Here is a 20,268-nt window from a genome sequence, read left to right as displayed (position 1 = left end):
GGCCCAGCTCCCTGATCCGGATCGCGCTATTCACGGGGCCCCAACCAGAGTCCGCGCGCACGCACCACGATCTTGCCCTCTGCGGCGATGCTGCCCTCGACCCACATTTTGCGGCCGTCGTTCTCAGCCACCCACGCCTGCACATCGAGTTCGGTGAACAGCGGTGTGCCGTGGTCGTAGTCGACCGTGAGCGAGCGCGTGAAGATCCACGAAGTTGCGACCGTGCCAGCGGCCGTGCCCATGAGATGATCGAGCAGCGTCGCGACCCAGCCGCCGTGCACTCGGCCGGGAGGCCCCTGGTACGCGAGCCCGAGGGTCACCTTCGCCGAAGCACGGCCCTCTCCCGTGACTGTCGTGAGCGGGGGCGCCTGCGGGTTCAGGGCCCCCGTCACGGGTGACCGGTCCAAGAACCCGCTGCGATCGTGCCCCGCGGCGAGCACGATTTCTTCGCCCGCCGCCGCGTGCGGTCGGGCCTCCTGCACGAGCGCTTCGAGCCGAGCGGCAAGCTCCGCCGCGATCGGCGTTTGTTCGTCGAGGCGCACGAGCACATCGATGAGTTCGCGCGCGTGCGCAGCAGCTTGGACCAGAGGGGTGTTCATGAGGGGTGCGGTGCTCTCTTAATCTTCGGCGCCCAAGATGAGCGCACTCGTGGGCACGCCTGTGCCAGCCGTCACGAGCACGTTTTGGGCGTTATTGACCTGGTTAATGGCGGTGCCGCGAACCTGGCGTACGCCCTCGGCGATGCCATTCATCCCGTGAATGTACGCCTCGCCCAGTTGCCCACCGTGCGTGTTGATCGGCAGCGATCCACCAAGCTCGATGTTACCGTTCTTAATGAACTCCTTCGCCTCGCCCCGCTCGCAAAAACCAAACTCCTCAAGCTGGGCGAGCACGAACGGCGTGAAGTGGTCGTAGAGCACCGCCATGTCAATGTCGTGGGTCTTGAGCCCGGTGCGCTCCCACAGCCGATCGGCGACATTACCCATTTCAGGCAGCGCACGGTTACCGTCTTTGCGGTAGAAGCTGGTCATCGAGTGCTGGTCGTACGCTACGCCCTGCGTGGCCGCACGCACGACAACCGAGTCACCGGCGAGATCGCGTGCGCGCTCGCGCGTTGTCACAATGAACGCCTGCCCGCCATCGGACTCCTGGCAGCAGTCGAGCAGGTGCAACGGCTCAGCGATCCACCGCGAAGCCTGGTGCTCCTCGAGCGTGATCGGCCGCTCATAGAACCACGCTTTGGGGTTGGTAGCGGCGTGCTTGCGCGACGCCACCGCTACGCGGCCGAAGTCTTCACTCGTGGCGCCCGAAACGTGGGCGTAGCGCTGTGCGAACATCGCGACCCACGACGCCGGTGTCATCAGCCCGTGCGGCAAGTACCAGGCGTAGTTCGCGGCTCGCGCGTCGACACCCCAGCCGTCAACGCTCATAGCCTGACCGAATCGGTTACCCGATCGCTCGTTGAAAGCGCGGTAGCACAGCACAGTCGTTGCCTGCCCTGTCGCCACCGCCATAGCGGCGTGGGCGATGGTGCCGGCCGCCGCGCCGCCGCCAAAGTCGACGAGGCTAAAGAAGTCGAGCTTTTCGCACCCCAGTCCGCGCGCAATATCGATGGCGGGTGAAGTGTCCATTGAATAGGTCACCATGCCGTCGATCGATTTAGGGTCTACACCCGCATCCTTGCAGGCGGCGAGACTCGCTTCGAGCGCGAGCTGCAGCTCTGACCGGCCCGACTCTTTAGAAAACTCGGTGGCACCAATGCCGACGATGGCGGCCTGGTCGGTAATGAAGTTCACTGCTGCTCCTGTGCGGTCGTGTCGTTGAAGTCGTTGAATTCGAGTGAGACGGTGCCCGTGACATGGGAGCCGATGGAGTTTGTGCCCGTCACGGCGACGGTTACCCGCTCGCCCTCGCTCTCGGTCACCTCACCCTTGAGCGTCATCACGTCACCGGGAAAGTTGGTGGCGCCGAGACGAATATTGATGCGGGTGATGCGCGCGTTCGGCCCCGCCCATTCCCCCACAAACCTGTTCACGAGCGCGTTTGTGGTGAGAATGTTCATGAAAATGTCTTTCGCCCCCGCGGCGAGCGCGACCGGTTGGTCGTGGTGCACGAGCGAGAAGTCACGCGTTGCGATCGCGCCCGCCGCGACCAGAGTCGCGGTGATGGGCACCTCGAGCGGTGCAATCTGGGTACCTACCGCGCGCACTGCGGTGCGGGGCGGGGTGATTATCTGAGTCGGGGTGATTGTCTGAGTCGGGGTGATTGTCTGAGTCACAGTGCCTCCTCCTGCTGTGGTGAAGCGTGTGCGAAGGCGAGCGCCGGTACGAGCGCACGAGCGACCGGGAGCACGAGGCCCTCGTCCATGCGCTCGGGGGTGATTTCGACGGGCATGCCGATTTCGACGTCTTCTTTGGCGATGTCTTCGAGGTTCATGACCACGCGCGGCCCCTCGTCGAGCTCGATCACGGCCACGATGTAGCCCGGTTCAAACGGTGGCACGACCGGGTGGTGGAGCACGACAAAGCTGAAGACTGTGCCCCTACCTGACATGTGCTCGGGGTGCCATTCGAGGCTGTGACACGTGGGGCACATTGGTACGGGTGGGTGGCGCAGCTCGTGGCAGCCATCACACTGTTGAATCGCGAGGTTTCCGTCTTCGAGCGCCTCGAAGTAGAAGTCGTTGTCGCGGTTGCGGGGCGGGCGGGGCCGCAGTGCCTGTGTCATGAGTTGCTCCTTTTGCTGGGGTCGTACCAGAGTGTGCGAAAGCGCATCGTGCCGACGCGTTCGCCGGCCTGGTCGGTGTAGGTGGTGAGAGTGGTCAAGAAGTAGCCTTCGCCAAGCCCGGTCTGTTTGGGCCCGGTGAGCGTTTCGACGCGTTCTGCCGCGGTTAGGACGTCATCCGGGTAGAGCGGGCGGTCGTACTCTTGGTCACAGTTGACGGCGACCACTTTGGGGTAGCCTGCCTTCGCCATTTCGGCGTAGGCTGCGTCGACGTCACTGTCGAGTTTGGGGTCGGACGGGTTCGTCATGTTCCATACCTGCAACGATGATGCTGGCGCGATCACGTCGGGGTGCCCTGCGGCGCGGGCGGCTTCGGGGTCGAGGAAGAGCGGGTTAGTGTCGCCCATCACATCGGCCAGGTGGTGAATCATCGGTCTGTTGATTGGGTCACGCGCAACGGTGACGCGTTCGTGTTGACGGTCGATGATCGCGGCGATGGTCGCTGTGGGGTCGGCGCTCATGCTGTCTCCTTTACTTGGCCCACCGGCATCAGATGTGCGCGGAGGTTGTCGGTGAATCGTTGTGCAATCTCGTCACGAGTGCTGGCCTCGAGCGGCTCGTAGCTAATGCTGGCGGTGGGCCGGTAATACACCTGGCCTGCCACGTCCCACCCTTCGGCGCGCAACACCGGTTTGTTGACCTTGCCTGTGGCTGTTACGGGGGCATCGGCGACGATGCGCAGGTATCGCGGCGCCCACTTGGTGCCAAGGTCTGGTTGCTGTGTCAGGAACTCACTAAATCGTGCGGGATCAAAACCGTCGGGGTCGTTGATTTGCAGTGTTGCCATCACCTGATCGCCCGTGCGCTCATCTGGCACGGGGTAAACGATTGCGACGGCGACACCGTCGTAGCGTTCGAGGATGCGTTCGACGGGGGCGGCGGAGAAGTTTTCACTGTCGACGCGCAGCCTGTCGCTGCCTCGGCCCGCGAAGTAGAAGAACCCGGCCGCGTCGCGGTACCCGAGGTCTCCCGTGAAGAACACGTCGCCACGAATGCGCTCGGCGGTCGCTTGGGGGTGCTTGTAGTAGCCCTCAAACGAGGCCGCGCCCTTGAGGTTTACCAGTTCGCCTACGGCTTCATCGGAGTTTATGATGCGGCCGAGCTCGTCGAAGTGGGCGGGCGGGCATTCCTCGAGGGTGTCTGGGTTGACCACGGCCGCGGCGAGTCCCTCGGGGGGCAGCCCCAGCGAGCCGGGGGGCGTGTCTTCGGTGCGGCGGATCGTGAGGCCGCCCTCGCTCGCGCCGTATGACTCTGAGGGCCACACCCCAAAGCGGCGGTGAAACTCGCGCCGGTCGATGTCGCTCGCTTCGGTGCCGAAGCAGCTCTTGATGCGGGTGACCTTCTCGCAACCGTGCTCGGGCTGGGCGAGCACGTACGAGAGTGCGCGGCCCACGTAGTTGAAGTACGTCACCCCGTGTTGGAGGAGGTCGGGTACAAACCTCGACGCCGAGAACTTGCGTGCGAGCACAAAGGTTGCGCCAGCATTGAGCGCGGGCGCCCAGCACGCGAACACGGCATTGCCGTGAAATAGCGGCATGGAGTTGTAAGCGACGTCTTCGCGCTGAATGTCCATGTGAGCAAGCACCACGATGTCTGCCATACGGCCTGTCGAGCAGATCACGGCCTTCGGGTCGCCCGTCGAGCCCGAGGTGAACAGCAGTAGCAGTGTCGTCGCGCGGTCGCCCGCAGCGGCAATTTCGGGTCGGGTCGCCGGGTACTGGGCTGCGAGCTGGGCATAGGGTGCTTCGTCGATGAGCAGCACCCGACTCGGGTCGATTCCGCTCTCGACACCGTCGAGCTGTTCGAGCAGCGCGCGCGTCGTAACGAGAATCTGCACGTCGGCCTGGTCAATGGCGCGGGCAAGCTGTTCACCACGATGGGTGAGGTTGATACCCACCACGGTCGCGGCGGCGTATGCTGCCGCTCCGATCATGAACAGGTACTCGGGGTCGTTTTCGAGCATCACGCCAACGTGAAAGGGCTGTGCTTCGTCGCGAAGCCCGAGCAACATGTTGGCGCGGTTGCGGCAGTTATCGACGACCTCGCCCCAGCTCCACGTCTGATCTTCGAAGATCAGCCCGGGGTGGGTGTCGCCTGCACGGCGGTCGAGGGTGTCGCGGGTGGTCAAATTGCCAATCATGAATTTTCCTTAACCAGGACTCCGGTGTCCTGCTGCTGGGTGGTTACTGACGGGGCGGGGATGCGCGCGACGATGAAGATCGTCAAGACGCAGGTGAGCGCACAAGCGCCCGCAACGAGGTAGAGCCCCGTTGTTGAGGTGAAGGTCGTGCCGCCCACAACGACGGGAGCGGTGACCAGAAATACGGTGACGACCGATGCCGCGACGGCCTGGAACGTGGTGCGCAGCACGACGCCCATTCCCGTAGCGGTCGAGGTATCTGAGGCGCCTACGCACTCAACGAGCACGGTCGGCATGCCCGAGTACAAAAAGCCTGTGCCCAGCACGCCCACGACGAGGCCGGGGAAGGCGACCCAGAAGGTGGCGGGTGCGATGCACACGATGCCGAGCCCCACGATGGTGAGTATCGCCCCGATCATGAGGGCCATACGTGCGCCGGCCTTGGCGCTCACTTTGCCGATGAGCGGAGCCGTGGCGAACGATGCGGCGGCGGTCACGCACGCCAGCACGCCGGCCATGGTGGCGCTCATACCGAGTCCCACTGGCAGGTCAATCATGGTGCCGTCGGGCCCGGGGATGCTGTTCGGCGTGCGGTAGAGCGTGATACTCAAAATGTTCGTCATGCCGATGGGTCCCACCGCGATGAGGGCGGTGGCGGCCATGCCGAGCGAGAACTTTTTGTTCTTGAACAGGTTAAGGTCGAGCATTGGTTCGGGTACTCGGCGTTCCCAGAAGAACCAGCCGATGAGCGCGAGCAGCGCGCCTGCGAGTGGAAGCGCCACCTGCGGGTCGCCCCAGCCCAGATCTTTCGCCTTGGTAAACCCGAAGAGCGCCGCCGCGATGCCGCCACCAAACAGGATGCCTCCGAGCCAGTCAATCTTCTGCGCTCCCGAGAGAGTGCTCACAGGGTCGGCATTGATCATCAACCGCACGAGCACGATCGTGACGCCCGCGAGAATCACGGCCGACCAGAAGATCCACGGCCACGTTGCGAAGTCAAGCATCACGCCGCCTACGAGCGACCCACCCGCACCCGCAATCAGCGCCGAGGTGCTCACTACGGCCACACCCAGGGCGACTTTGCCCTGGGGGAAGCTGGCACGCACGATACCGATGCACAGCGGCAGCACGGCCCCGCTCACACCCTGGAGGGCACGCCCCGCAATTAGCACACCGAATGTGGGGGCCATCGCGCTGATCGCCGAGCCGACGAGTGAGATTGCCAGCACCAGCAGCAGAATGTTGCGCCGCCCAAACTGGTCTCCCAAGCGCCCCACGAAGCTCGTCGCGAGTGCCGCACAGAGCGAGTAAGAGGTCACGATCCACGACAGCGCGGCTAGGTCTTTGGTAAAGAACTCCCCCGGGGTGTAGAGCAGCTGCAGCGCCATCGTCGTTTCAAACGCTGCAACAACCTCGGCGATGACAAGCACGAACAGCGTGGCGGGCACGCCGTACTTCAGCGCATTCTTTGTCGTTGAGAGGCTCATGAGCATGCCCCTGCGACAACGACCGCGCCAAGTTCTTCACGCAGCTGCTCTGCCGAACCCCACAAAATATCGAGTTCACGCGCCCACAGGAAAAACCGGTGAATGTGGTTGTCGAGGTCTGCGCCCATGCCGCCGTGTAGGTGCTGCGTCGCGTGCACCACCCGAAACCCGGCGTCCTTGGCCCACCATGCTGCGCTCAGAACCGCTTCGCTCACCTCGCGTGCGTCCTGCCCGTGGTCAAGCTGCCACGCTGCGTCGTACACGCTCAGTGCGATCGCTTCGGTGTCAATCGACGCATCGGCCGCGCGCAGCGCGACGCCCTGGTTTGTAGAGAGCGGCCTGCCAAACTGTTCACGCTCTGACGTGTAGGCGGCGGTGCGGCGTACGGCTTCGTGGCACACACCCACCTGCAGTGCGCCGAGTGCTACGAGCAGGCGCTCACGCACCCAGTTCGCGCTGTCAGTGTCGCGGCCCACGAGTTCGCCCTCATCGACCGACACTCCCGTGAGCTGCACCGTGGCGTGCTGCTGATTACTCATACCGTCCCACGCCTCGGCGCTGACCCCTGCGCGGTCGGCGGGAATCACGGCGACGTGCCGCCGTTCTTCGGCCGTAAACACGACTAGGTAGTGGGTTGCGGCAGGCGCGAGATATGCGAGCTGCACCGTGCCGGTGAGCACGAAGCTCTCGCCGACGCTACTGGCGGTGACACCATCGAGGTACTCGGGCATGAGGGCGCTTACACGTGCCGCGCCTGAGGTAATGGCGGTGAGCACGTCTGCCGGGCCGCCGAGCGTGGCGATCGCGAGGGCGGTGACAGCCGTCGTGGCGAGGGGGATGCGGCCGAGGTGTGCCCCCTGTTCGCGCAGCATCAGGCTGAGCCCACCCATACCGAGTTCCGCGCCGCCCGCTGATTCTGGCAGCAGTGCCTCGATCAGGCCGCTCTGCACGATTTCTTTCCAGAGCCGCTCATCGTAGGTGTCCACGGCTTCTTCGCCGGCTACCACCCTGTCGTCAGAGCTGAGTTCTTGAAAGACCCCCTGGGCCGCTTCAACGATTCCTTCTTGATCTTCGGATAGACGAAACTGCATGCACGGCGCCGTTGCCGTACCAGTTGTCATGTTCATCGTGCACTCCTTGCCATGCCTAGACGTGTCCAGGCGACGATTTCTCGTTGAATCTCGGCGACTCCGCCGCCGAATGTGTTGATTTGCGCTGATAGGTTCATCAGCGCGAGCCGGCCAGTATCGTGTGCCCAGGGCGCCCCCGTCACTCGCATGCCGCGCGCTCCGACGATCTGCAGCAGTTGCCGGTAGACGTCGACCACCGTTTCAGTCGCAAACACCTTCGCTGCTGAGGCGTCGCCCGGGTGCACTTCGGCGTTTGCCGTCGACTCGACGAGCCGCCAGTTCATCAGTCGCATTGCTCGCAATCGCGCGGTGGCTTCGGCGAGCAGCGTGCGCACCCATCCCTGGTCGACGAGCCGCTCCCCTGTCGTAAGTTCTTGGCCGCAAGCCCACGAGCGCACTTCATCTAGCAGCCCCTCGCAGATACCCGAGTACGCGGCGAGCCCCACACGCTCATGGTTGAGCTGGGTGGTGATCATGCGCCACCCATTGTTTTCTTCGCCCACAAGGTTGGTTACGGGCACGCGCACGTCGTCGTAGTAGGTGGCCGTCGTGGTCACGCCGCCCAGGGCCTTGATCGGTGTAGCCGAGAAGCCCGGGTCGCTCGTGGGCACGAGGATGAGCGATATGCCGCGGTGCTTTGGCGCGTCCGGATCAGTGCGTGCCGCGAGCCAAATCCAGTCGGCCCCGTCTCCGCCCGAGGTGAAGACCTTTGAACCGTTAATGACGTAGTCGTCGCCGTCACGCACCGCACGTGTGCTGAGCGATGCGAGGTCTGTGCCAGAGGAGGGCTCGGTATACCCGATAGAGACGACGAGCTCGCCCGCTAGAATCTTCGGCAGAAAATAGGCTTTCTGCTCGGGTGTGCCGTGGTCCATGAGGGTGGGGCCCACAGTGGTGAGCGTGATCATGGGAATCGGCGCTTCTGCCCGGTACGCCTCATCGAAGAAGATGAACTGCGCCGCGGGGCCACGGTCTTGCCCCCCGTACTCGGCGGGCCACCCTATACCCAACCAACCATCGGAGCCGATCTGCCTGCGCACGCGATCGTGTGCGGGGCCGCCTCGTTCACCCTCGGCCCGCAGCTGGGCCCGAATTTCTGGAGTGAGGAGATTCGCGAAGTAGCGCCGTAGCTCTTCGCGTAGCTCTCTCATCTCCTCAGATACCTGAAGATACATGAGTTCCTTGCCTAGTGTCGTCGTTGACAGCAGCTCCTGGAGGGAGCGTGATCAGACTATCTACCTGCCGACCGGTAGGCAAGTGTTTCGGAAAAGTTTACGCACTGGCGCATTGCCCACTTCAGGAGCACACTGGAATCATGGACGTCAAGATCAAGCGCGTGTACGACACTCCCAGCGAGAGCGATGGTTATCGAGTGCTCATCGACAGGCTCTGGCCGCGCGGACTCAGCAAAGAGCATGCCCGCGTCGACCTGTGGGACAAAGAGGTTGCGCCTACCCCAACGCTTCGGCGCGAGTGGCACGGCGACCCCAATGCGCACGCCCCCGCACGCTTCGCCGCGTTTGCGAGCGATTACCGCAGGGAGCTCGCGAGCGGTCCAGCCTCAGATGCGCTCGACGAGCTCGTCACACTCGCACAGGAGCACGAATCGTTGACGCTCGTGTACGGCGCAAAAGACGAGCACGTAAACCACGCGGTCGTACTACTCGAAGCACTCACCGAGCGCGCGAAGTCTCACTAGGAGCACACAACACGCTCATGCCCTGAGCGCGGCACGGAGCCGCGTGAGCGCCCGATCAAACCCCTCCTCGTCGGGCCCGCCCATGCCAATCACGAGCCCCGCAGACCCCGCGGCACTGCCCGTCTCCCAATAGCTGCTCAGACCCACCGCCCCCAACCCTTCGGCACGGGTGTGAGCGAGCACGCGGCACTCTCGCTCGACGCTCGCGGGTAGTAGCTCAATCACGGCGTGCAGCCCTCCGCTCATAGGTCGCACGCGCCACCCGGCGTGCCCCGCGAGTCGCTCCGAGAGCAGGTCACGCCGGCGCGCATACCGCCTGCGCATCCGCGCAATGTGTCGCCGCAGTTCGCCTTCTGCCAAATACCCCGCGAGCGCCGCCTGCACCACCGCTGAGACCGGTCCGCCCAGGTCGTGCCGCACCGGTTCGATGAGTCGCCTCAGCCCTGCTGGCGCCAGCAAGAACCCCGCCGCCAAGGCGGGCGACAGTGTCTTCGAGAAAGTGCCCAGCAGCACGACCGAACCGCTATCGGGGTCGTCGAGCGCCGCGAGTGTGGGCAGCGGGCTGCCCACGTGCCGCAGCTCAGAGTCGTAATCGTCTTCAACGATCACCACCCCCGTGCGGTTCGCCCATTCGAGCAGCTCTCGCCGCCTAGCAAGCGGCAGCGAGCCGCCCAGCGGATACTGGTGACTCGGCGTCACAACCACCGCGTCGAGCACCCCCGAGGGCAGCGCCCCCGTCACGAGCCCGTCGGCGTCCACCGGCAGCGCAACGATGCGCGCACCGTGCCGGGCCGCTACCTGCCGCAGGGACGGATAGCCCGGGTCTTCAACTCCCACCACAAGCGCCCGCCCGCGAGTCGTGCCGAGCGCGGTGAGCAGCAACGAGAGCCCGTCGCGCGCCCCCGCCGTCACAATCACGTCGGCGGCGCCCCGCCGGGTGCCACGCATCTGTCGCAGGTGATCGGCGATCTCCTCGCGCAGCCGCGGGTCGCCCAGCTCGGGCGCGGCCAGCTGCGCGAGCGTCGCCGCGTGCCGCCACGCCGATCGCCACGCGGGCCGATCTACGGCGTCGGCGAGCGGTGTGCCCGGCGCGAGCGGCCCCGCGACCTGGGCCGCTTCGGGTCTCGCTTGATCCGGATCAGGGCCCTGCGACGCCGTGCGCGCACGGTCGAGCCGCGGGTGCACGACCGTGCCCCGCCCGTGGCCCGCGAGCAGGTATCCCTCGGCGACCAACTGCTCGTATGCGGCCACGATCACGCCGCGCGCCACCCCCACGCGGGCGGCAAGGTCACGCGTCGAGGGCAACGGTTCGCCGGGGCGCAGCGTGTCGCGATCGATCGCGTCGCGCAGGGCCGCCGCGACCTGCGCGGGCAACGTCACGCTGCCGCCACGCTCCAGTACGATCGGAAACTCGCCCGCCATACCCATTGCATCTCCCCCAAGAATAAAAACCACTGGTCCATTCACATTACAACTTTTTGGATCTTGAGGTAAACCATGAGGTGCGAAAAGCTCGATGCATGAGCAACAACACACGAACCAATATTCCCTCCACTGGCACGACCGAGTCGGCCGCAGCGGGCCTCGCCCTCGCACACGCCCTGGGCGGCGGCGTCATCATGGACGTCGTCACCCCCGAGCAGGCCCGCATCGCGGCCGATGCGGGCGCCATCGCCGTCATGGCGCTCGAGCGGGTGCCCGCCGACATTCGCGCACAGGGCGGCGTAGCCCGTATGAGCGACCCCGACCTCATCGAGGGCATTCGCGCGGCCGTGCAGATTCCGGTGATGGCGAAGGCTCGCATTGGCCACTTCGTCGAAGCGCAGGTGCTCGAAGCCCTCGGCGTCGACTTCATCGACGAGTCCGAGGTACTCTCACCCGCTGACTACACCCACCACATCAACAAGCGTCAGTTCAAGACGCCGTTCGTGTGCGGTGCCACCAACCTGGGCGAAGCGCTACGGCGCATCGCCGAGGGTGCCGCCATGATTCGTTCGAAGGGTGAAGCCGGCACGGGCGACGTGTCAGAGGCGACGAAGCACCTGCGCACGATTCGCGGTGAGATCGCACAGCTGGTCGCACAAGACGCCGACGAGTTGCCGCTCGCGGCAAAAGAACTGCAGGCACCGCTCGACCTCGTCGAGCGTGTGGCCCGCGAGGGGCGACTCCCCGTACCGATGTTTACCGCGGGCGGTGTGGCGACCCCGGCAGACGCAGCGATGATGATGCAGCTGGGCGCCGATGGCGTGTTTGTGGGCTCGGGTATTTTCAAGTCGGGCAGCCCCGCCAAACGCGCCGCCGCGGTCGTGCGCGCCACCGCCGATTTCACGAACCCCGGCACCATCGCAGACGCGTCGCGCGGCCTCGGCGAGGCGATGGTGGGCATTAACGTGGCCGACCTGCCAGCCCCGCACCGCCTCGCAGAGCGCGGCTGGTAGCCGGAGCCCACATCGGTAACTAAAATATGCGCGACAAGTTCCGTCTTAGACACCCTCTAAGGCGGAACTTGTCGCGCATATTCTTGACGAGCAGCGCCGCGCTCGACTACTTCACGATGAAGTGCATCTCGGGGTCGGTGAAGCGTCGCAGCATGACCTTCGCCGCCTCGGGGTTATCGTCCATCAACACGAACCGGCGATGCAGTTCCTCGGCCGCCGCCCCCGTAGTACCGCTGCCCGCAAACGGGTCAAGCACCCAATCCCCCGGGCGGCTGGACGCCTGAATGATGCGGCGCATAATGCCCACCGGCTTCTGCGTCGGGTACCCCGTGCGCTCCTTGCCCGTGGGCGAGACGATCGTGTGCCACCACACGTCAGTCGGCAGCTTACCGAGCGCCGCCTTCTCGGGCGTCACAAGCCCCGGCGCCATGTAGGGCTCGCGGTCGACCGCTTCGGCGTTAAAGAAATAGCGATCCGGATCTTTGGCATAGACCAGAATGTTGTCGTGCTTCGTGGGCCAGCGCTTCTTGGTGCGGCCACCGTAGTCGTATGCCCAAATGATTTCGTTGATGAAGCACTCGGGGCCAAACATGGCGTCGAGAATCACCTTGGCGTAGTGCACCTCGCGATAGTCGAGGTGCAGGTAGAGCGTGCCGTCTTGCGCGAGCAAGCGCCAGGCCTCCTCGATGCGCGGCTCGAGAAAGTTCCAGTAGTCGCGAAACCGGTCGTCAAACGAGATGGTGCGCTCACGCGTCACCGCGTACCCCTGGCCGCGAAAGCCGAGCCGGCCGCCGTCTTCGACGTCGGCGCGCACGCCGCGCACCCGCTCGGTGTGCCGCTCACGCCCGGTGTTAAACGGCGGATCCAGGTAGATCAGCTGAAACGATTCCGAGGGCATCGACCTCAAAATTGGCAGGTTGTCGCCCGCGTATACCTGGTTTGGCCCCAAAGAATCCCAGCGATCAGTCACCCGTCAATCGTAGTGGGCTCGGGCTGGGCGCAAGGCCCACGGCCCACGGCGTGCGGCGTGCGGCGTGCGGCGTGCGGCATGCCGACTGCAGAGCGCGAGCGGCGCTACAGCGCGAGCGGCGATTCGCCGGGCTGCAGGCGCGTATCAAGGATGCGCGCGAGCTCGGCGTCGTCAAGCTGTTCAATCGTGGCCGGCCACCACGCGGGGTTTCGGTCTTTGTCGATCACCTGCGCGCGCACTCCCTCGGCAAAGTCGGGGCGGGGCGCGACTCTGCCGAGCACCCGCAGGTCGTCGACCAGCACTTCTGAGAGCGAGAAGTCGAACGCCCGGGTGCGCGCGATCTGCGCGAGCGTCACCGCCACCGACGTGGGGCACATCTCCCGAATCTGACGGGCTGCCTCGCCCGCCGCCTTCGCGCGATGGGCATCGGCCGGCGTTGATCCGGTCAGTTCGACCGCGTCGCCCTGCGCCGCGACTGGCTCTGCCGCGGCCGCCTCGTCGAGCGCCGCGAGCAGGCGCAGCGCGGCCTCGCGGGGCTCGGCAAATATCGCGCGCCAGTCGTCACCGAGCGCCTCCCCCGCAAGCGGTCCCCACCAGGCCCCGGTCGCGAGAAGCGGCGCCTCGGCCACCGGGCCACGCGCCCCGGTGCCGGCAATCCCAGCGTCAGCAAACCTTGCGCACGCTGCCGCCGGATCCTCGCCTGCGGCGAGCGCCTCGCGCAGTGCATCGAGCGAAGCAGCCGGCACGAGGAGGTCGGCGAAGCCGAGCGCGATGGCGTCGAGCGGCCCCATTTCGGCGGCGGTAACAGCGAGGTATTCGCCGAGCAGCTGGGGCGCGTGGGCGAGGAGGCGATGCCCGCCGACGTCGGGAGCGATGCCGATGCGCGCTTCGGGCATGGCGAGCCGTGACCGCTCGGTGACGATGCGATGGTGGGCGTGGCCGGTGAGCCCGATGCCGCCGCCCATCGTAATACCGTCCATGAACCCGACGACGGGCACTCGGGAGGTGGCAATGGCGTAGTCGACGCGGTACTCGAGGGCAAGAATCTCGTGGCCGTCTGGGCCAGAGAGTTGTTTGATGTCGCCGCCGCCGCAGAAGCCGCGGTCGCCAGCGCCGTCAAGCACGATGGCCTGTGAGCCGTCTTGCTGGGCCGCATCGATGCCGTCACGGATCAGTTCAAACATGTCGCGGGTGAGGGCGTTGAGCGCGCGCGGCCTGTTGAGTGTGATGCGCGTGATGGCGCCCTCGCGGCGCACGAGCACAAGTGGCGCGGCGGGCTGTGTGGGAGTGACGTGTGAGGTGGGCTGCGTCGTGGGCTGCGTCGTGGGCTGCGTCGTTGCGTTGCTCATGTCAGCACCGTAGCAGGCACCAGTGACAGCGCCTCGAGTGACGAAGCCCCGGTTCACAGCGCCTCGAGTGACGAAGCCCGACGCTACGGCGTGGGCGCGTGCGCGTCGTAGTTCATGAAGCCGTGTGCGGTACGTGCGAGCACGAGCATCACCCCCAGCACGACCAGGCCGCCGAGCATCGCGGGCGCCCACAGTGCCACCGCGGTGGCCACCGTGCCAGCGAAGAGGTCGCCCACGCGTGGCCCGCCCGCAACAACGACGTAGTAGAGGCCCTGCATACGACCGCGCACTTCGTCAGGTACCGCGGTCTGCAAAATGGTGGAGCGAAACACCGAGCTGACGTTGTCGGCGGCTCCCGCGCCCGCGAGGGCAAGCGCGGCCAGCGCAATCGCGGGCAGCAGCGGGTCGGTGGCGCTGTGACCCGGCGAGACGCGCGAGGTGATCAGCAGCACGAGCCCAAACAGGGCGTTGCACACACCAAACACGGCGATCGCGTACGTGATGGCACGGCCCTGCCGGCGCACCCTGCCGAGCGGGCCAGAGAGCAGGCTGCTCGTGAGCGCGCCGACGGCAAAAGCCGCGGTGAGCGCGCCGACGGTGACCGACCCGCCGCCGAGCACGAGCGCCCCCGCGGCGGGGAACACCACTTTCGGGTTGCCCAGGGTAGTGGCCACGAAATCCCACACGAACGTGGCCCGCACGTTGGGGGCGGTCTGCAAGAATTTGAGGCTCGCAAGCACCGATCCGGGGCCTGCCCTGTGACGCTTTTCTCCCGCGGCCAGCCCAGCCGGGCGCATGGGCGGCAAGCTCGCGATGCCCAGAAACGCGCCGGTGTAGAGCACCGCGTCTGCAAGGTAGGTCCACGGATATCCCACCGCCGCGACGAGCACGCCCGCGGCGGCGGGGCCGACGGTGACGGCGAGCCCCATCGAGATGCCGGTGAGCGCCGCGGCGGCGGGCAGCAGCTGCGTGGGCAGCAGCTGTGGCACGATCGCGCCGCGGGTGGCGCCCATAATCGTGGCAGAGGCCGCGTTGACGGCGGCGAGCGCGTAGTACGGCCAGGTGGCGGTGACGCCGGTAAACGCGATCGTGGTCATTGTCGCGATGCTCAGCCAGGCCGTGCAGGCAGTGAAAAGCGCGACCCTGCGGCGGTCGAACGCGTCGGCCAGCGCCCCTCCAATAAAGCCTGCAAGAATCATGGGGCCAATCGCCCACAGGGCGACGAGTGAGACAGCGAGCGTTGACCCTGTGAGATGGTAGACGTGCAGCCCGACCGTCACGATCGTGAGCTGCGACCCGATCTGTGCGACCGAGGTGCCCGCCCACAACCGCGCAAACTCGGGGCTGCGCTTCAGCGGGGTGGTGTCGGCAAGCAGCCCTTTCAGGGCGCGCAGGCGGTGTGGCCGCGCGGGCGTTTCTTCGGGTGCTTCTTCATCTGTCACCACAGCACGTTATCGCAGGGTTCGGACAGGGCTCGGCCAGGGCTCGGCCAGGTCGCCCGTCGCCTCGGCATGATCTAGGCTCTTTAAGCGTGTTTGATGATCGCTACGCCCACGATCCCGTCGCCCGTATGCAGCCCCGCCGCGGGCCCGTGCAGCGGCGCAGTGTGACGCTCGCTCGCGGGCTCGTGGTGGAGCACACCGAGAGCGAGTGGTGCGGGGCCGTGACGGGCGTGCGCGAGGGTCTCGTGCAGCTCGAGGATTACCGGGGCAAGGTGCGCGCGTTCGCTCTCACCGACGGGTTTTTGATCGACGGGGAGCCCGTCACCCTCGTGATGCCGAAGCGGGCGCCGCAGGGTCGCGCTCGCACGGCGTCTGGCTCGTTCGCGGTGAAGCAAGACCGCGCCCGTGTCGCGATGCCCAGCCGCATTTTCGTGGAGGGTAAACACGACGCCCAGCTTGTCGAGCAGGTGTGGGGCGCCGACCTGCGTGTCGAGGGCGTCGTCGTCGAGCTGTTGCAGGGCGCCGACAACCTCGAAGAGGTGCTCGCCGACTTTGGCCCGGGCCCGGGGCGCAAGGCGGGCGTGCTGCTTGACCACCTCGTGCGGGGCAGCAAAGAGACGCGCATCGCCGACGCGATCGCGCGCGGGCCGCACGGTGGCTTCGTGTCGATCGTGGGGCACCCCTACGTCGATATCTGGCAGGCGGTGAAGCCCGCGCGGGTGGGCCTCGAAGCGTGGCCCACGATTCCGCGCGAAGTCGAGTGGAAGACGGGCATCTGCCGGGCGCTCGGCTGGTCTGGAGAGGAGCCAGCCGACATCGCCGAGGCGTGGGCGCGCATTCGCGGCCGCGTACGCAACTTTCGTGACCTCGAGCCGGTGCTCGTGGGCCGTGTCGAGCAGCTCATCGATTTCGTGACCGCACCCTGAGACGCGCGATTCAGGCGTAGCATGAAGGGTATCGGCTTCAAGCAAACGAACGTAGCGAGGTAGCTCATGTCAAGGCCCGTCTTTTTCGTGATGCCAGAGTGGCAAGGGTCGGCCTCATCGCGTGCGATGCGGCTGGCCGAGGGCGCGCAGCTGCTGCGCGAAGACCTGCCCAGTAAGTCGCGCGTTGATGTGCCGGTGCCGCTCGAGGCTGGCGACGCCCTCGGAACGCCCGTAGCCAGGCTGTCGAGCCTCATGCACGCCCGCGATGCGGCGCGTGAGCTGCTCGCCCAGGCCACCGGCACCCCCATTATTTTGGGCGGTGACTGCGCGACCTCACTACCAGGGCTCGAAGCTGCTGTGAGGCGGCACGGCAGCGAGAACCTTGCCGTGCTGTGGTTTGACGCGCACCCAGATCTGCAGCATCCGAGCACCTCACCGTCGGGCGCAGCGTCGGGCATGACGCTGCGGCACGCGCTTGGCGACGGCGCAGAAGACCTGCGTTCGAGCCACCCGATCAGCACCGATCGACTCGTGCTGCTGGGCACCCGCGACCACGACCCCGAAGAGGCCGACGAGCTCGCCAGGCTGGGCATCTCACCCGTGGGCGTGCAGGCGCTCGAAGCGCTGCGCGACGGTGCACGCGCCGGCGCGCTCGCGGCGGCGCTCTCCGCTGCTCTCACCGGCGCGAGCCACGTGTACGTGCACATTGACCTCGACGTGCTCGACCCGTCTGAGTTTGGGTCGGTGCACGCCCCCGTGCCGTTTGGCTTGCAGGTTGCCGCTCTGACACACGTGCTGCGCGACGTGCTCGGCACGCTGCCCCTCGCGGGCGCCTCGATCTGCGAGTTCGCCCCCACGAACGCCGAGACCGCGGGAGACGACCTGCCCACTGTGCTGCGCATTCTCGCGGCCCTCACCTCGGGTCACACACTGTGAACGCGCGCCCGCTGCCGCTTGCCCGACTCGGCTTCGCCTACGCCACCTGCGTCGGGTTTGTGTGGGGCGCGCTGCTCAGCACCGGCAAGATCGAGCGCATCGACGGACTGTGGGTGTTTCGCGGTATGCCCAAGTGGGCGTTTCGCCGCGGCGGCACGTGCGTGGGCGCCTGCTATCTCACGCGTCACAACGTGTCTGCGGCGGTGCTGCGGCACGAGCGCGTGCATGTTACTCAGTGGCGCCACTACGGCCTCGCGCTCCCCCTGCTCTACGCGCTCGCGGGCCGCAACCCGCTGCGCAACCGCTTCGAGATCGAAGCGGGCCTCGAAGACGGCGGCTACGTGCGCCGCTAAACGGCCACTAAACTGCCACAATGGCCACCAGCGACACCCCCGACGCAACTCACGACCCGGCGCTCGAAGATGAGTTTCGGTTTCTCGCGGCCGACGCGGCGCGCGTCGCCCAGCTTGGCGGTGATCTCGGCGGTTCGGCGCCCCGGGCGCTGCGCGTCTGTGCGCCATCGCTCGACGGCCGCAGCATCGCGGCGATCAAGTTCACATCACACCTCGCGCCGGATCGCGTGCCTCGCCTCGTCGCACTGCACGGCGCGGGGCTGAACGCGCACAGCTTCGACCCCATGCTCATCGCGCTCGGCGAGCCCGCCCTCGCGGTCGACCTGCCCGGCCACGGTCGCAGCTCGTGGCGCGAAGACGCCGACTACGGCCCGGCGACGCTCGCGACCGACCTTGCCCCGGCGCTCACCCAGCTCGCACCGGGGCCCCACGTGCTTCTCGGGCACTCGCTCGGCGCGCTTGCGGCCGTGATGCTCGCCGCGGCAGCTCCGGATCGCGTCACCCAGCTGATCCTGGTCGATATGACGCCCGGAGTGCGCCCGGGCCGCGATGCGGGCAGTGTCACCGAGTTCATTCAGGGGCAGCGGTCGTTTGAGAGCGTGGATGAGATGGTAGAGCGCGCAATCGCGTTTGGTATCGGGTCGGACCGTGCCGCCCTCACCCGCGGAGTATCGCTGAATACGCGCCACAGGCCCGACGGTAGGCTCGAGTGGACGCACCACTTTGCGCACCTCACGGGTCTCACGAAGTCGCCCGATGACAACGCGTTCGCGCCCCTGTGGGACGTGCTCAAGGAGCTGCCTGTGCCCGTGTCGCTCGTGCGGGCCGAATCTGGGCTTGTCACCGGCGAGCTCGAATCCGAGTGGCGCACGCGCCTACCCGACAGCCGCGTCGTGAGCCTTGCCGGCCCGCACAACCTGCACGAGGCATGCCCCGTCGAACTCGCCCGGGCAGTGCGCGAACTGCTCGCGTAGTCGCGCGGCCGCCGCCGGCCGCCAGCCTCCCACACCAAGACACATCTGTCTGCCAGAATGGGAGCTATGCACAGCGACGTTCTTACAATCGAGGGCACCTACAACTTTCGTGATCTGGGCGGGCTACGAGCGGGTGACAAGCACACCGATGTGGGGTTGCTCTTTCGTTCGGACTCGCTCACTCGCCTCACCGACACCGGTAGGGCGCAACTCACCGAACTGGGCGTGACGCGCGTCATCGACCTGCGTGACGATCTTGAACGACAGTCGCAGCCCGACGCGCTACCCCAGGGTGTCGAGTTTGTTGCGCATCCGATTTTTCCGAGCGCGGCAGCGCATGTGACGCGCAAGCTCGACATCTACTCGCTCACCGAGCTGATCTACGAGGAGCACGCCGACACCCTCGCGTCGGGCATCACGATGCTCACCGAGGGCGGCCCCACGGTGTTTCACTGCACCGCGGGCAAAGACCGCACCGGCGCGATCGCAGCCCTCACTCTGCTCGCGCTCGGTGTTGACCGTGACGACGTGCTCACGAACTATGAGGAGTCACAGGCGCGCTTGAGCGGCGAGTGGCTCGATAGCCACCTCGAGGCGCTGCGCGGCTACGGAGTTGACGTGACGCCCACGATCGCGGGGCTCGTGGGCGCTTCGCCCGCCGCCGCCCTTGACCGCGCCCTCACACAGGTGGTCGAGGCACGGGGAGGCGTGCTCGATTACTTGCGCACGGCCGGTGTGACCGATCGCACCCTGGCAGCACTCGAGCAGCGCTTTACGAAGTAGCGAGGCCCTTCAGATTCGCGAGAATCGCGTCGCGTAGTTCACTCGGCGGGCAGTTGCTGTCCCGTTCTTCGATGCAGGCGCGCTTCACAACGTCAGTCAGTTGGCGACACACGTGCTCCTCGCCCCGGCAGTCATCGCAGCCCGCGAGGTGCTCGCGAATCGGCGCTGACTCTTCAGCGCACAGCTCACCGCGCAGCAGCTCATAGAGCTTTCCCTGGGCGCCGTCGCAGTCACTCATCGCGTATTTCCTTTCTTCGCGTCTCTATCAATACCAACGCCCTGTTCTGCAGCGTATTCCCCCAGCGCTTTGCGCAGCCGCGCGCGGCCCCGGTGTAGGCGGCTCATCACCGTACCGATGGGCACCCCTGCAATGTCGGCGATCTCTTGGTAGCTAAAACCCTCAACGTCTGCAAGATAGACGGCAATGCGAAAGTCTTCGGGCAGCGCGTTGAGCGCCGTCGTGACAACCGAGTCGGGGGCCCGATCGATCGCCTCAGCTTCGGCCGAACGAGCTGACATGGCCGTCGTTGATTCGGCCCCGCCAAGCTGCCAGTCCTCGAGTTCTTCGACCACCCCAAGGTACGGTTCGCGCTGCTTCTTACGGTACGTGTTGATGTAGCTGTTCGTGAGAATTCGGTACAGCCACGCTTTCAGGTTCGTTCCTTCAGTGAACGATTCGAACGCCGCAAACGCTTTCAGGTAGGTCTCTTGCACCAGGTCTTGCGCGTCTTGCGGGTTTCGCGTCATCTTCATCGCGGCACCGTACAGCTGATCGAGCAGGGGCAGTGCCTCTTGCGTGAAGCGACGCTCCAGCTCGTTGGGCGTGGTCGATTGGGTCACACGGCGATCCTATCCCG

General features: G+C 66.1%; 22 protein-coding genes. 7 read left to right on the top strand and 15 right to left on the bottom strand.

The window, feature by feature from the left end:
* Positions 1-26: 26 nt before the first annotated feature.
* The 9 genes from ACXR2W_RS12210 to ACXR2W_RS12170 are packed head-to-tail and all read right to left on the bottom strand — an operon-like array spanning position 27 to position 8,716.
* Entirely contained in the window at positions 27-599 is a 573-nt protein-coding gene (locus ACXR2W_RS12210; protein ID WP_458815198.1) for a PaaI family thioesterase, read from the bottom strand.
* An 18-nt stretch (positions 600-617) separates the two neighbouring features.
* Positions 618-1,796, bottom strand: coding sequence for a lipid-transfer protein (locus ACXR2W_RS12205; protein ID WP_458815200.1), 1,179 nt, complete (start codon positions 1,794-1,796; stop codon positions 618-620).
* The gene (locus tag ACXR2W_RS12200; protein ID WP_458815202.1) at positions 1,793-2,278 is read right to left on the bottom strand and encodes a hotdog family protein; all 486 of its coding nucleotides are present in this window, start codon (positions 2,276-2,278) and stop codon (positions 1,793-1,795) included. The genes ACXR2W_RS12205 and ACXR2W_RS12200 overlap by 4 nt, the downstream gene beginning before the upstream one ends.
* Positions 2,275-2,727 carry a Zn-ribbon domain-containing OB-fold protein gene (locus ACXR2W_RS12195; protein ID WP_458815204.1) on the bottom strand — a complete coding sequence of 151 codons (453 nt, stop codon included), beginning with the start codon at positions 2,725-2,727 and terminating at the stop codon, positions 2,275-2,277. Before ACXR2W_RS12195 ends, ACXR2W_RS12200 begins: the two co-directional genes overlap by 4 nt.
* The gene (locus ACXR2W_RS12190; RefSeq protein ID WP_458815206.1) at positions 2,724-3,245 is read right to left on the bottom strand and encodes an FAS1-like dehydratase domain-containing protein; all 522 of its coding nucleotides are present in this window, start codon (positions 3,243-3,245) and stop codon (positions 2,724-2,726) included. Before ACXR2W_RS12190 ends, ACXR2W_RS12195 begins: the two co-directional genes overlap by 4 nt.
* A complete protein-coding gene (locus tag ACXR2W_RS12185; protein ID WP_458815208.1) occupies positions 3,242-4,924 on the bottom strand; it encodes an AMP-binding protein in 1,683 nt (560 codons plus the stop codon). The genes ACXR2W_RS12190 and ACXR2W_RS12185 overlap by 4 nt, the downstream gene beginning before the upstream one ends.
* Positions 4,921-6,411 carry an MFS transporter gene (locus ACXR2W_RS12180; RefSeq protein ID WP_458815210.1) on the bottom strand — a complete coding sequence of 497 codons (1,491 nt, stop codon included), beginning with the start codon at positions 6,409-6,411 and terminating at the stop codon, positions 4,921-4,923. Before ACXR2W_RS12180 ends, ACXR2W_RS12185 begins: the two co-directional genes overlap by 4 nt.
* Positions 6,408-7,538 (bottom strand): acyl-CoA dehydrogenase family protein, encoded by a 1,131-nt coding sequence (locus ACXR2W_RS12175; protein ID WP_458815212.1) that lies wholly within the window; start codon positions 7,536-7,538, stop codon positions 6,408-6,410. Before ACXR2W_RS12175 ends, ACXR2W_RS12180 begins: the two co-directional genes overlap by 4 nt.
* Entirely contained in the window at positions 7,535-8,716 is a 1,182-nt protein-coding gene (locus ACXR2W_RS12170) for an acyl-CoA dehydrogenase family protein (protein ID WP_458815214.1), read from the bottom strand. Before ACXR2W_RS12170 ends, ACXR2W_RS12175 begins: the two co-directional genes overlap by 4 nt.
* Before the next feature lie 140 nt (positions 8,717-8,856).
* On the opposite strand from ACXR2W_RS12170, the gene ACXR2W_RS12165 reads away from it, so the two are divergent.
* Positions 8,857-9,240, top strand: coding sequence for a DUF488 domain-containing protein (locus ACXR2W_RS12165; RefSeq protein WP_458815216.1), 384 nt, complete (start codon positions 8,857-8,859; stop codon positions 9,238-9,240).
* 15 nt (positions 9,241-9,255) lie between these two features.
* On the opposite strand, the gene pdxR is transcribed toward ACXR2W_RS12165, so the two are convergent.
* Positions 9,256-10,707: a MocR-like pyridoxine biosynthesis transcription factor PdxR gene (gene pdxR, locus ACXR2W_RS12160; RefSeq protein ID WP_489948856.1), complete on the bottom strand. Its 1,452-nt coding sequence runs from the start codon at positions 10,705-10,707 to the stop codon at positions 9,256-9,258.
* 53 nt (positions 10,708-10,760) lie between these two features.
* Here pdxR and pdxS point away from each other — a divergent pair, with 53 nt between their 5' ends.
* A complete protein-coding gene (pdxS, locus tag ACXR2W_RS12155) occupies positions 10,761-11,678 on the top strand; it encodes a pyridoxal 5'-phosphate synthase lyase subunit PdxS (protein WP_458815220.1) in 918 nt (305 codons plus the stop codon).
* A gap of 106 nt (positions 11,679-11,784) precedes the next feature.
* On the opposite strand, the gene ACXR2W_RS12150 is transcribed toward pdxS, so the two are convergent.
* From ACXR2W_RS12150 to ACXR2W_RS12140, 3 genes are all read right to left on the bottom strand, one after another.
* Positions 11,785-12,576 carry a DNA-methyltransferase gene (locus ACXR2W_RS12150; RefSeq protein ID WP_458815380.1) on the bottom strand — a complete coding sequence of 264 codons (792 nt, stop codon included), beginning with the start codon at positions 12,574-12,576 and terminating at the stop codon, positions 11,785-11,787.
* 176 nt (positions 12,577-12,752) lie between these two features.
* The gene (locus ACXR2W_RS12145; RefSeq protein ID WP_458815222.1) at positions 12,753-13,997 is read right to left on the bottom strand and encodes an enoyl-CoA hydratase/isomerase family protein; all 1,245 of its coding nucleotides are present in this window, start codon (positions 13,995-13,997) and stop codon (positions 12,753-12,755) included.
* A gap of 83 nt (positions 13,998-14,080) precedes the next feature.
* On the bottom strand, positions 14,081-15,439 hold the full coding sequence (locus ACXR2W_RS12140; protein WP_458815224.1) for an MFS transporter: 1,359 nt from the start codon (positions 15,437-15,439) through the stop codon (positions 14,081-14,083).
* Between the two features lie 89 nt (positions 15,440-15,528).
* Between ACXR2W_RS12140 and ACXR2W_RS12135 the strand changes: the two genes are divergently transcribed.
* From ACXR2W_RS12135 to ACXR2W_RS12115, 5 genes are all read left to right on the top strand, one after another.
* Positions 15,529-16,365, top strand: coding sequence for a DUF3097 family protein (locus tag ACXR2W_RS12135; RefSeq protein ID WP_458815226.1), 837 nt, complete (start codon positions 15,529-15,531; stop codon positions 16,363-16,365).
* Between the two features lie 66 nt (positions 16,366-16,431).
* A complete protein-coding gene (locus ACXR2W_RS12130) occupies positions 16,432-17,301 on the top strand; it encodes an arginase family protein (RefSeq protein WP_489948855.1) in 870 nt (289 codons plus the stop codon).
* Complete coding sequence (locus ACXR2W_RS12125; RefSeq protein ID WP_458815230.1) at positions 17,298-17,654, top strand: Fe-S oxidoreductase; 357 nt, start codon at positions 17,298-17,300, stop codon at positions 17,652-17,654. Before ACXR2W_RS12130 ends, ACXR2W_RS12125 begins: the two co-directional genes overlap by 4 nt.
* Positions 17,655-17,674: 20 nt before the next feature.
* The gene (locus ACXR2W_RS12120) at positions 17,675-18,628 is read left to right on the top strand and encodes an alpha/beta fold hydrolase (protein ID WP_458815232.1); all 954 of its coding nucleotides are present in this window, start codon (positions 17,675-17,677) and stop codon (positions 18,626-18,628) included.
* Between the two features lie 66 nt (positions 18,629-18,694).
* Positions 18,695-19,411 carry a tyrosine-protein phosphatase gene (locus ACXR2W_RS12115; RefSeq protein ID WP_458815234.1) on the top strand — a complete coding sequence of 239 codons (717 nt, stop codon included), beginning with the start codon at positions 18,695-18,697 and terminating at the stop codon, positions 19,409-19,411.
* Here the strand turns inward: ACXR2W_RS12115 and ACXR2W_RS12110 are convergent.
* Together ACXR2W_RS12110 and ACXR2W_RS12105 are read right to left on the bottom strand one after the other, a co-directional pair.
* Positions 19,401-19,649 (bottom strand): anti-sigma factor family protein, encoded by a 249-nt coding sequence (locus tag ACXR2W_RS12110; protein WP_458815236.1) that lies wholly within the window; start codon positions 19,647-19,649, stop codon positions 19,401-19,403. The genes ACXR2W_RS12115 and ACXR2W_RS12110 overlap by 11 nt on opposite strands.
* The gene (locus ACXR2W_RS12105) at positions 19,646-20,251 is read right to left on the bottom strand and encodes a sigma-70 family RNA polymerase sigma factor (RefSeq protein ID WP_458815238.1); all 606 of its coding nucleotides are present in this window, start codon (positions 20,249-20,251) and stop codon (positions 19,646-19,648) included. The genes ACXR2W_RS12110 and ACXR2W_RS12105 overlap by 4 nt, the downstream gene beginning before the upstream one ends.
* Positions 20,252-20,268: the final 17 nt, after the last annotated feature.

It is taken from the genome of Leucobacter faecis (genome assembly GCF_054456695.2).
Note: the sequence above shows the minus strand (reverse complement) of the source record. Positions and strands in the feature narration are given on the sequence as shown.

Bases quoted from the DNA above. Each gene is read 5' to 3' on its own strand.
- ACXR2W_RS12120 (WP_458815232.1), top strand. From the start codon at position 17,675: ATGGCCACCAGCGACACCCCCGACGCAACTCACGACCCGGCGCTCGAA.
- ACXR2W_RS12145 (WP_458815222.1), bottom strand. From the start codon at position 13,997: ATGAGCAACGCAACGACGCAGCCCACGACGCAGCCCACGACGCAGCCC.
- ACXR2W_RS12195 (WP_458815204.1), bottom strand. From the start codon at position 2,727: ATGACACAGGCACTGCGGCCCCGCCCGCCCCGCAACCGCGACAACGAC.
- ACXR2W_RS12150 (WP_458815380.1), bottom strand. From the start codon at position 12,576: ATGCCCTCGGAATCGTTTCAGCTGATCTACCTGGATCCGCCGTTTAAC.
- ACXR2W_RS12110 (WP_458815236.1), bottom strand. From the start codon at position 19,649: ATGAGTGACTGCGACGGCGCCCAGGGAAAGCTCTATGAGCTGCTGCGC.
- ACXR2W_RS12175 (WP_458815212.1), bottom strand. From the start codon at position 7,538: ATGAACATGACAACTGGTACGGCAACGGCGCCGTGCATGCAGTTTCGT.
- pdxS (WP_458815220.1), top strand. From the start codon at position 10,761: ATGAGCAACAACACACGAACCAATATTCCCTCCACTGGCACGACCGAG.
- ACXR2W_RS12185 (WP_458815208.1), bottom strand. From the start codon at position 4,924: ATGATTGGCAATTTGACCACCCGCGACACCCTCGACCGCCGTGCAGGC.
- ACXR2W_RS12190 (WP_458815206.1), bottom strand. From the start codon at position 3,245: ATGAGCGCCGACCCCACAGCGACCATCGCCGCGATCATCGACCGTCAA.
- ACXR2W_RS12210 (WP_458815198.1), bottom strand. From the start codon at position 599: ATGAACACCCCTCTGGTCCAAGCTGCTGCGCACGCGCGCGAACTCATC.
- ACXR2W_RS12165 (WP_458815216.1), top strand. From the start codon at position 8,857: ATGGACGTCAAGATCAAGCGCGTGTACGACACTCCCAGCGAGAGCGAT.
- ACXR2W_RS12130 (WP_489948855.1), top strand. From the start codon at position 16,432: ATGTCAAGGCCCGTCTTTTTCGTGATGCCAGAGTGGCAAGGGTCGGCC.
- ACXR2W_RS12180 (WP_458815210.1), bottom strand. From the start codon at position 6,411: ATGAGCCTCTCAACGACAAAGAATGCGCTGAAGTACGGCGTGCCCGCC.
- ACXR2W_RS12115 (WP_458815234.1), top strand. From the start codon at position 18,695: ATGCACAGCGACGTTCTTACAATCGAGGGCACCTACAACTTTCGTGAT.
- ACXR2W_RS12170 (WP_458815214.1), bottom strand. From the start codon at position 8,716: ATGTATCTTCAGGTATCTGAGGAGATGAGAGAGCTACGCGAAGAGCTA.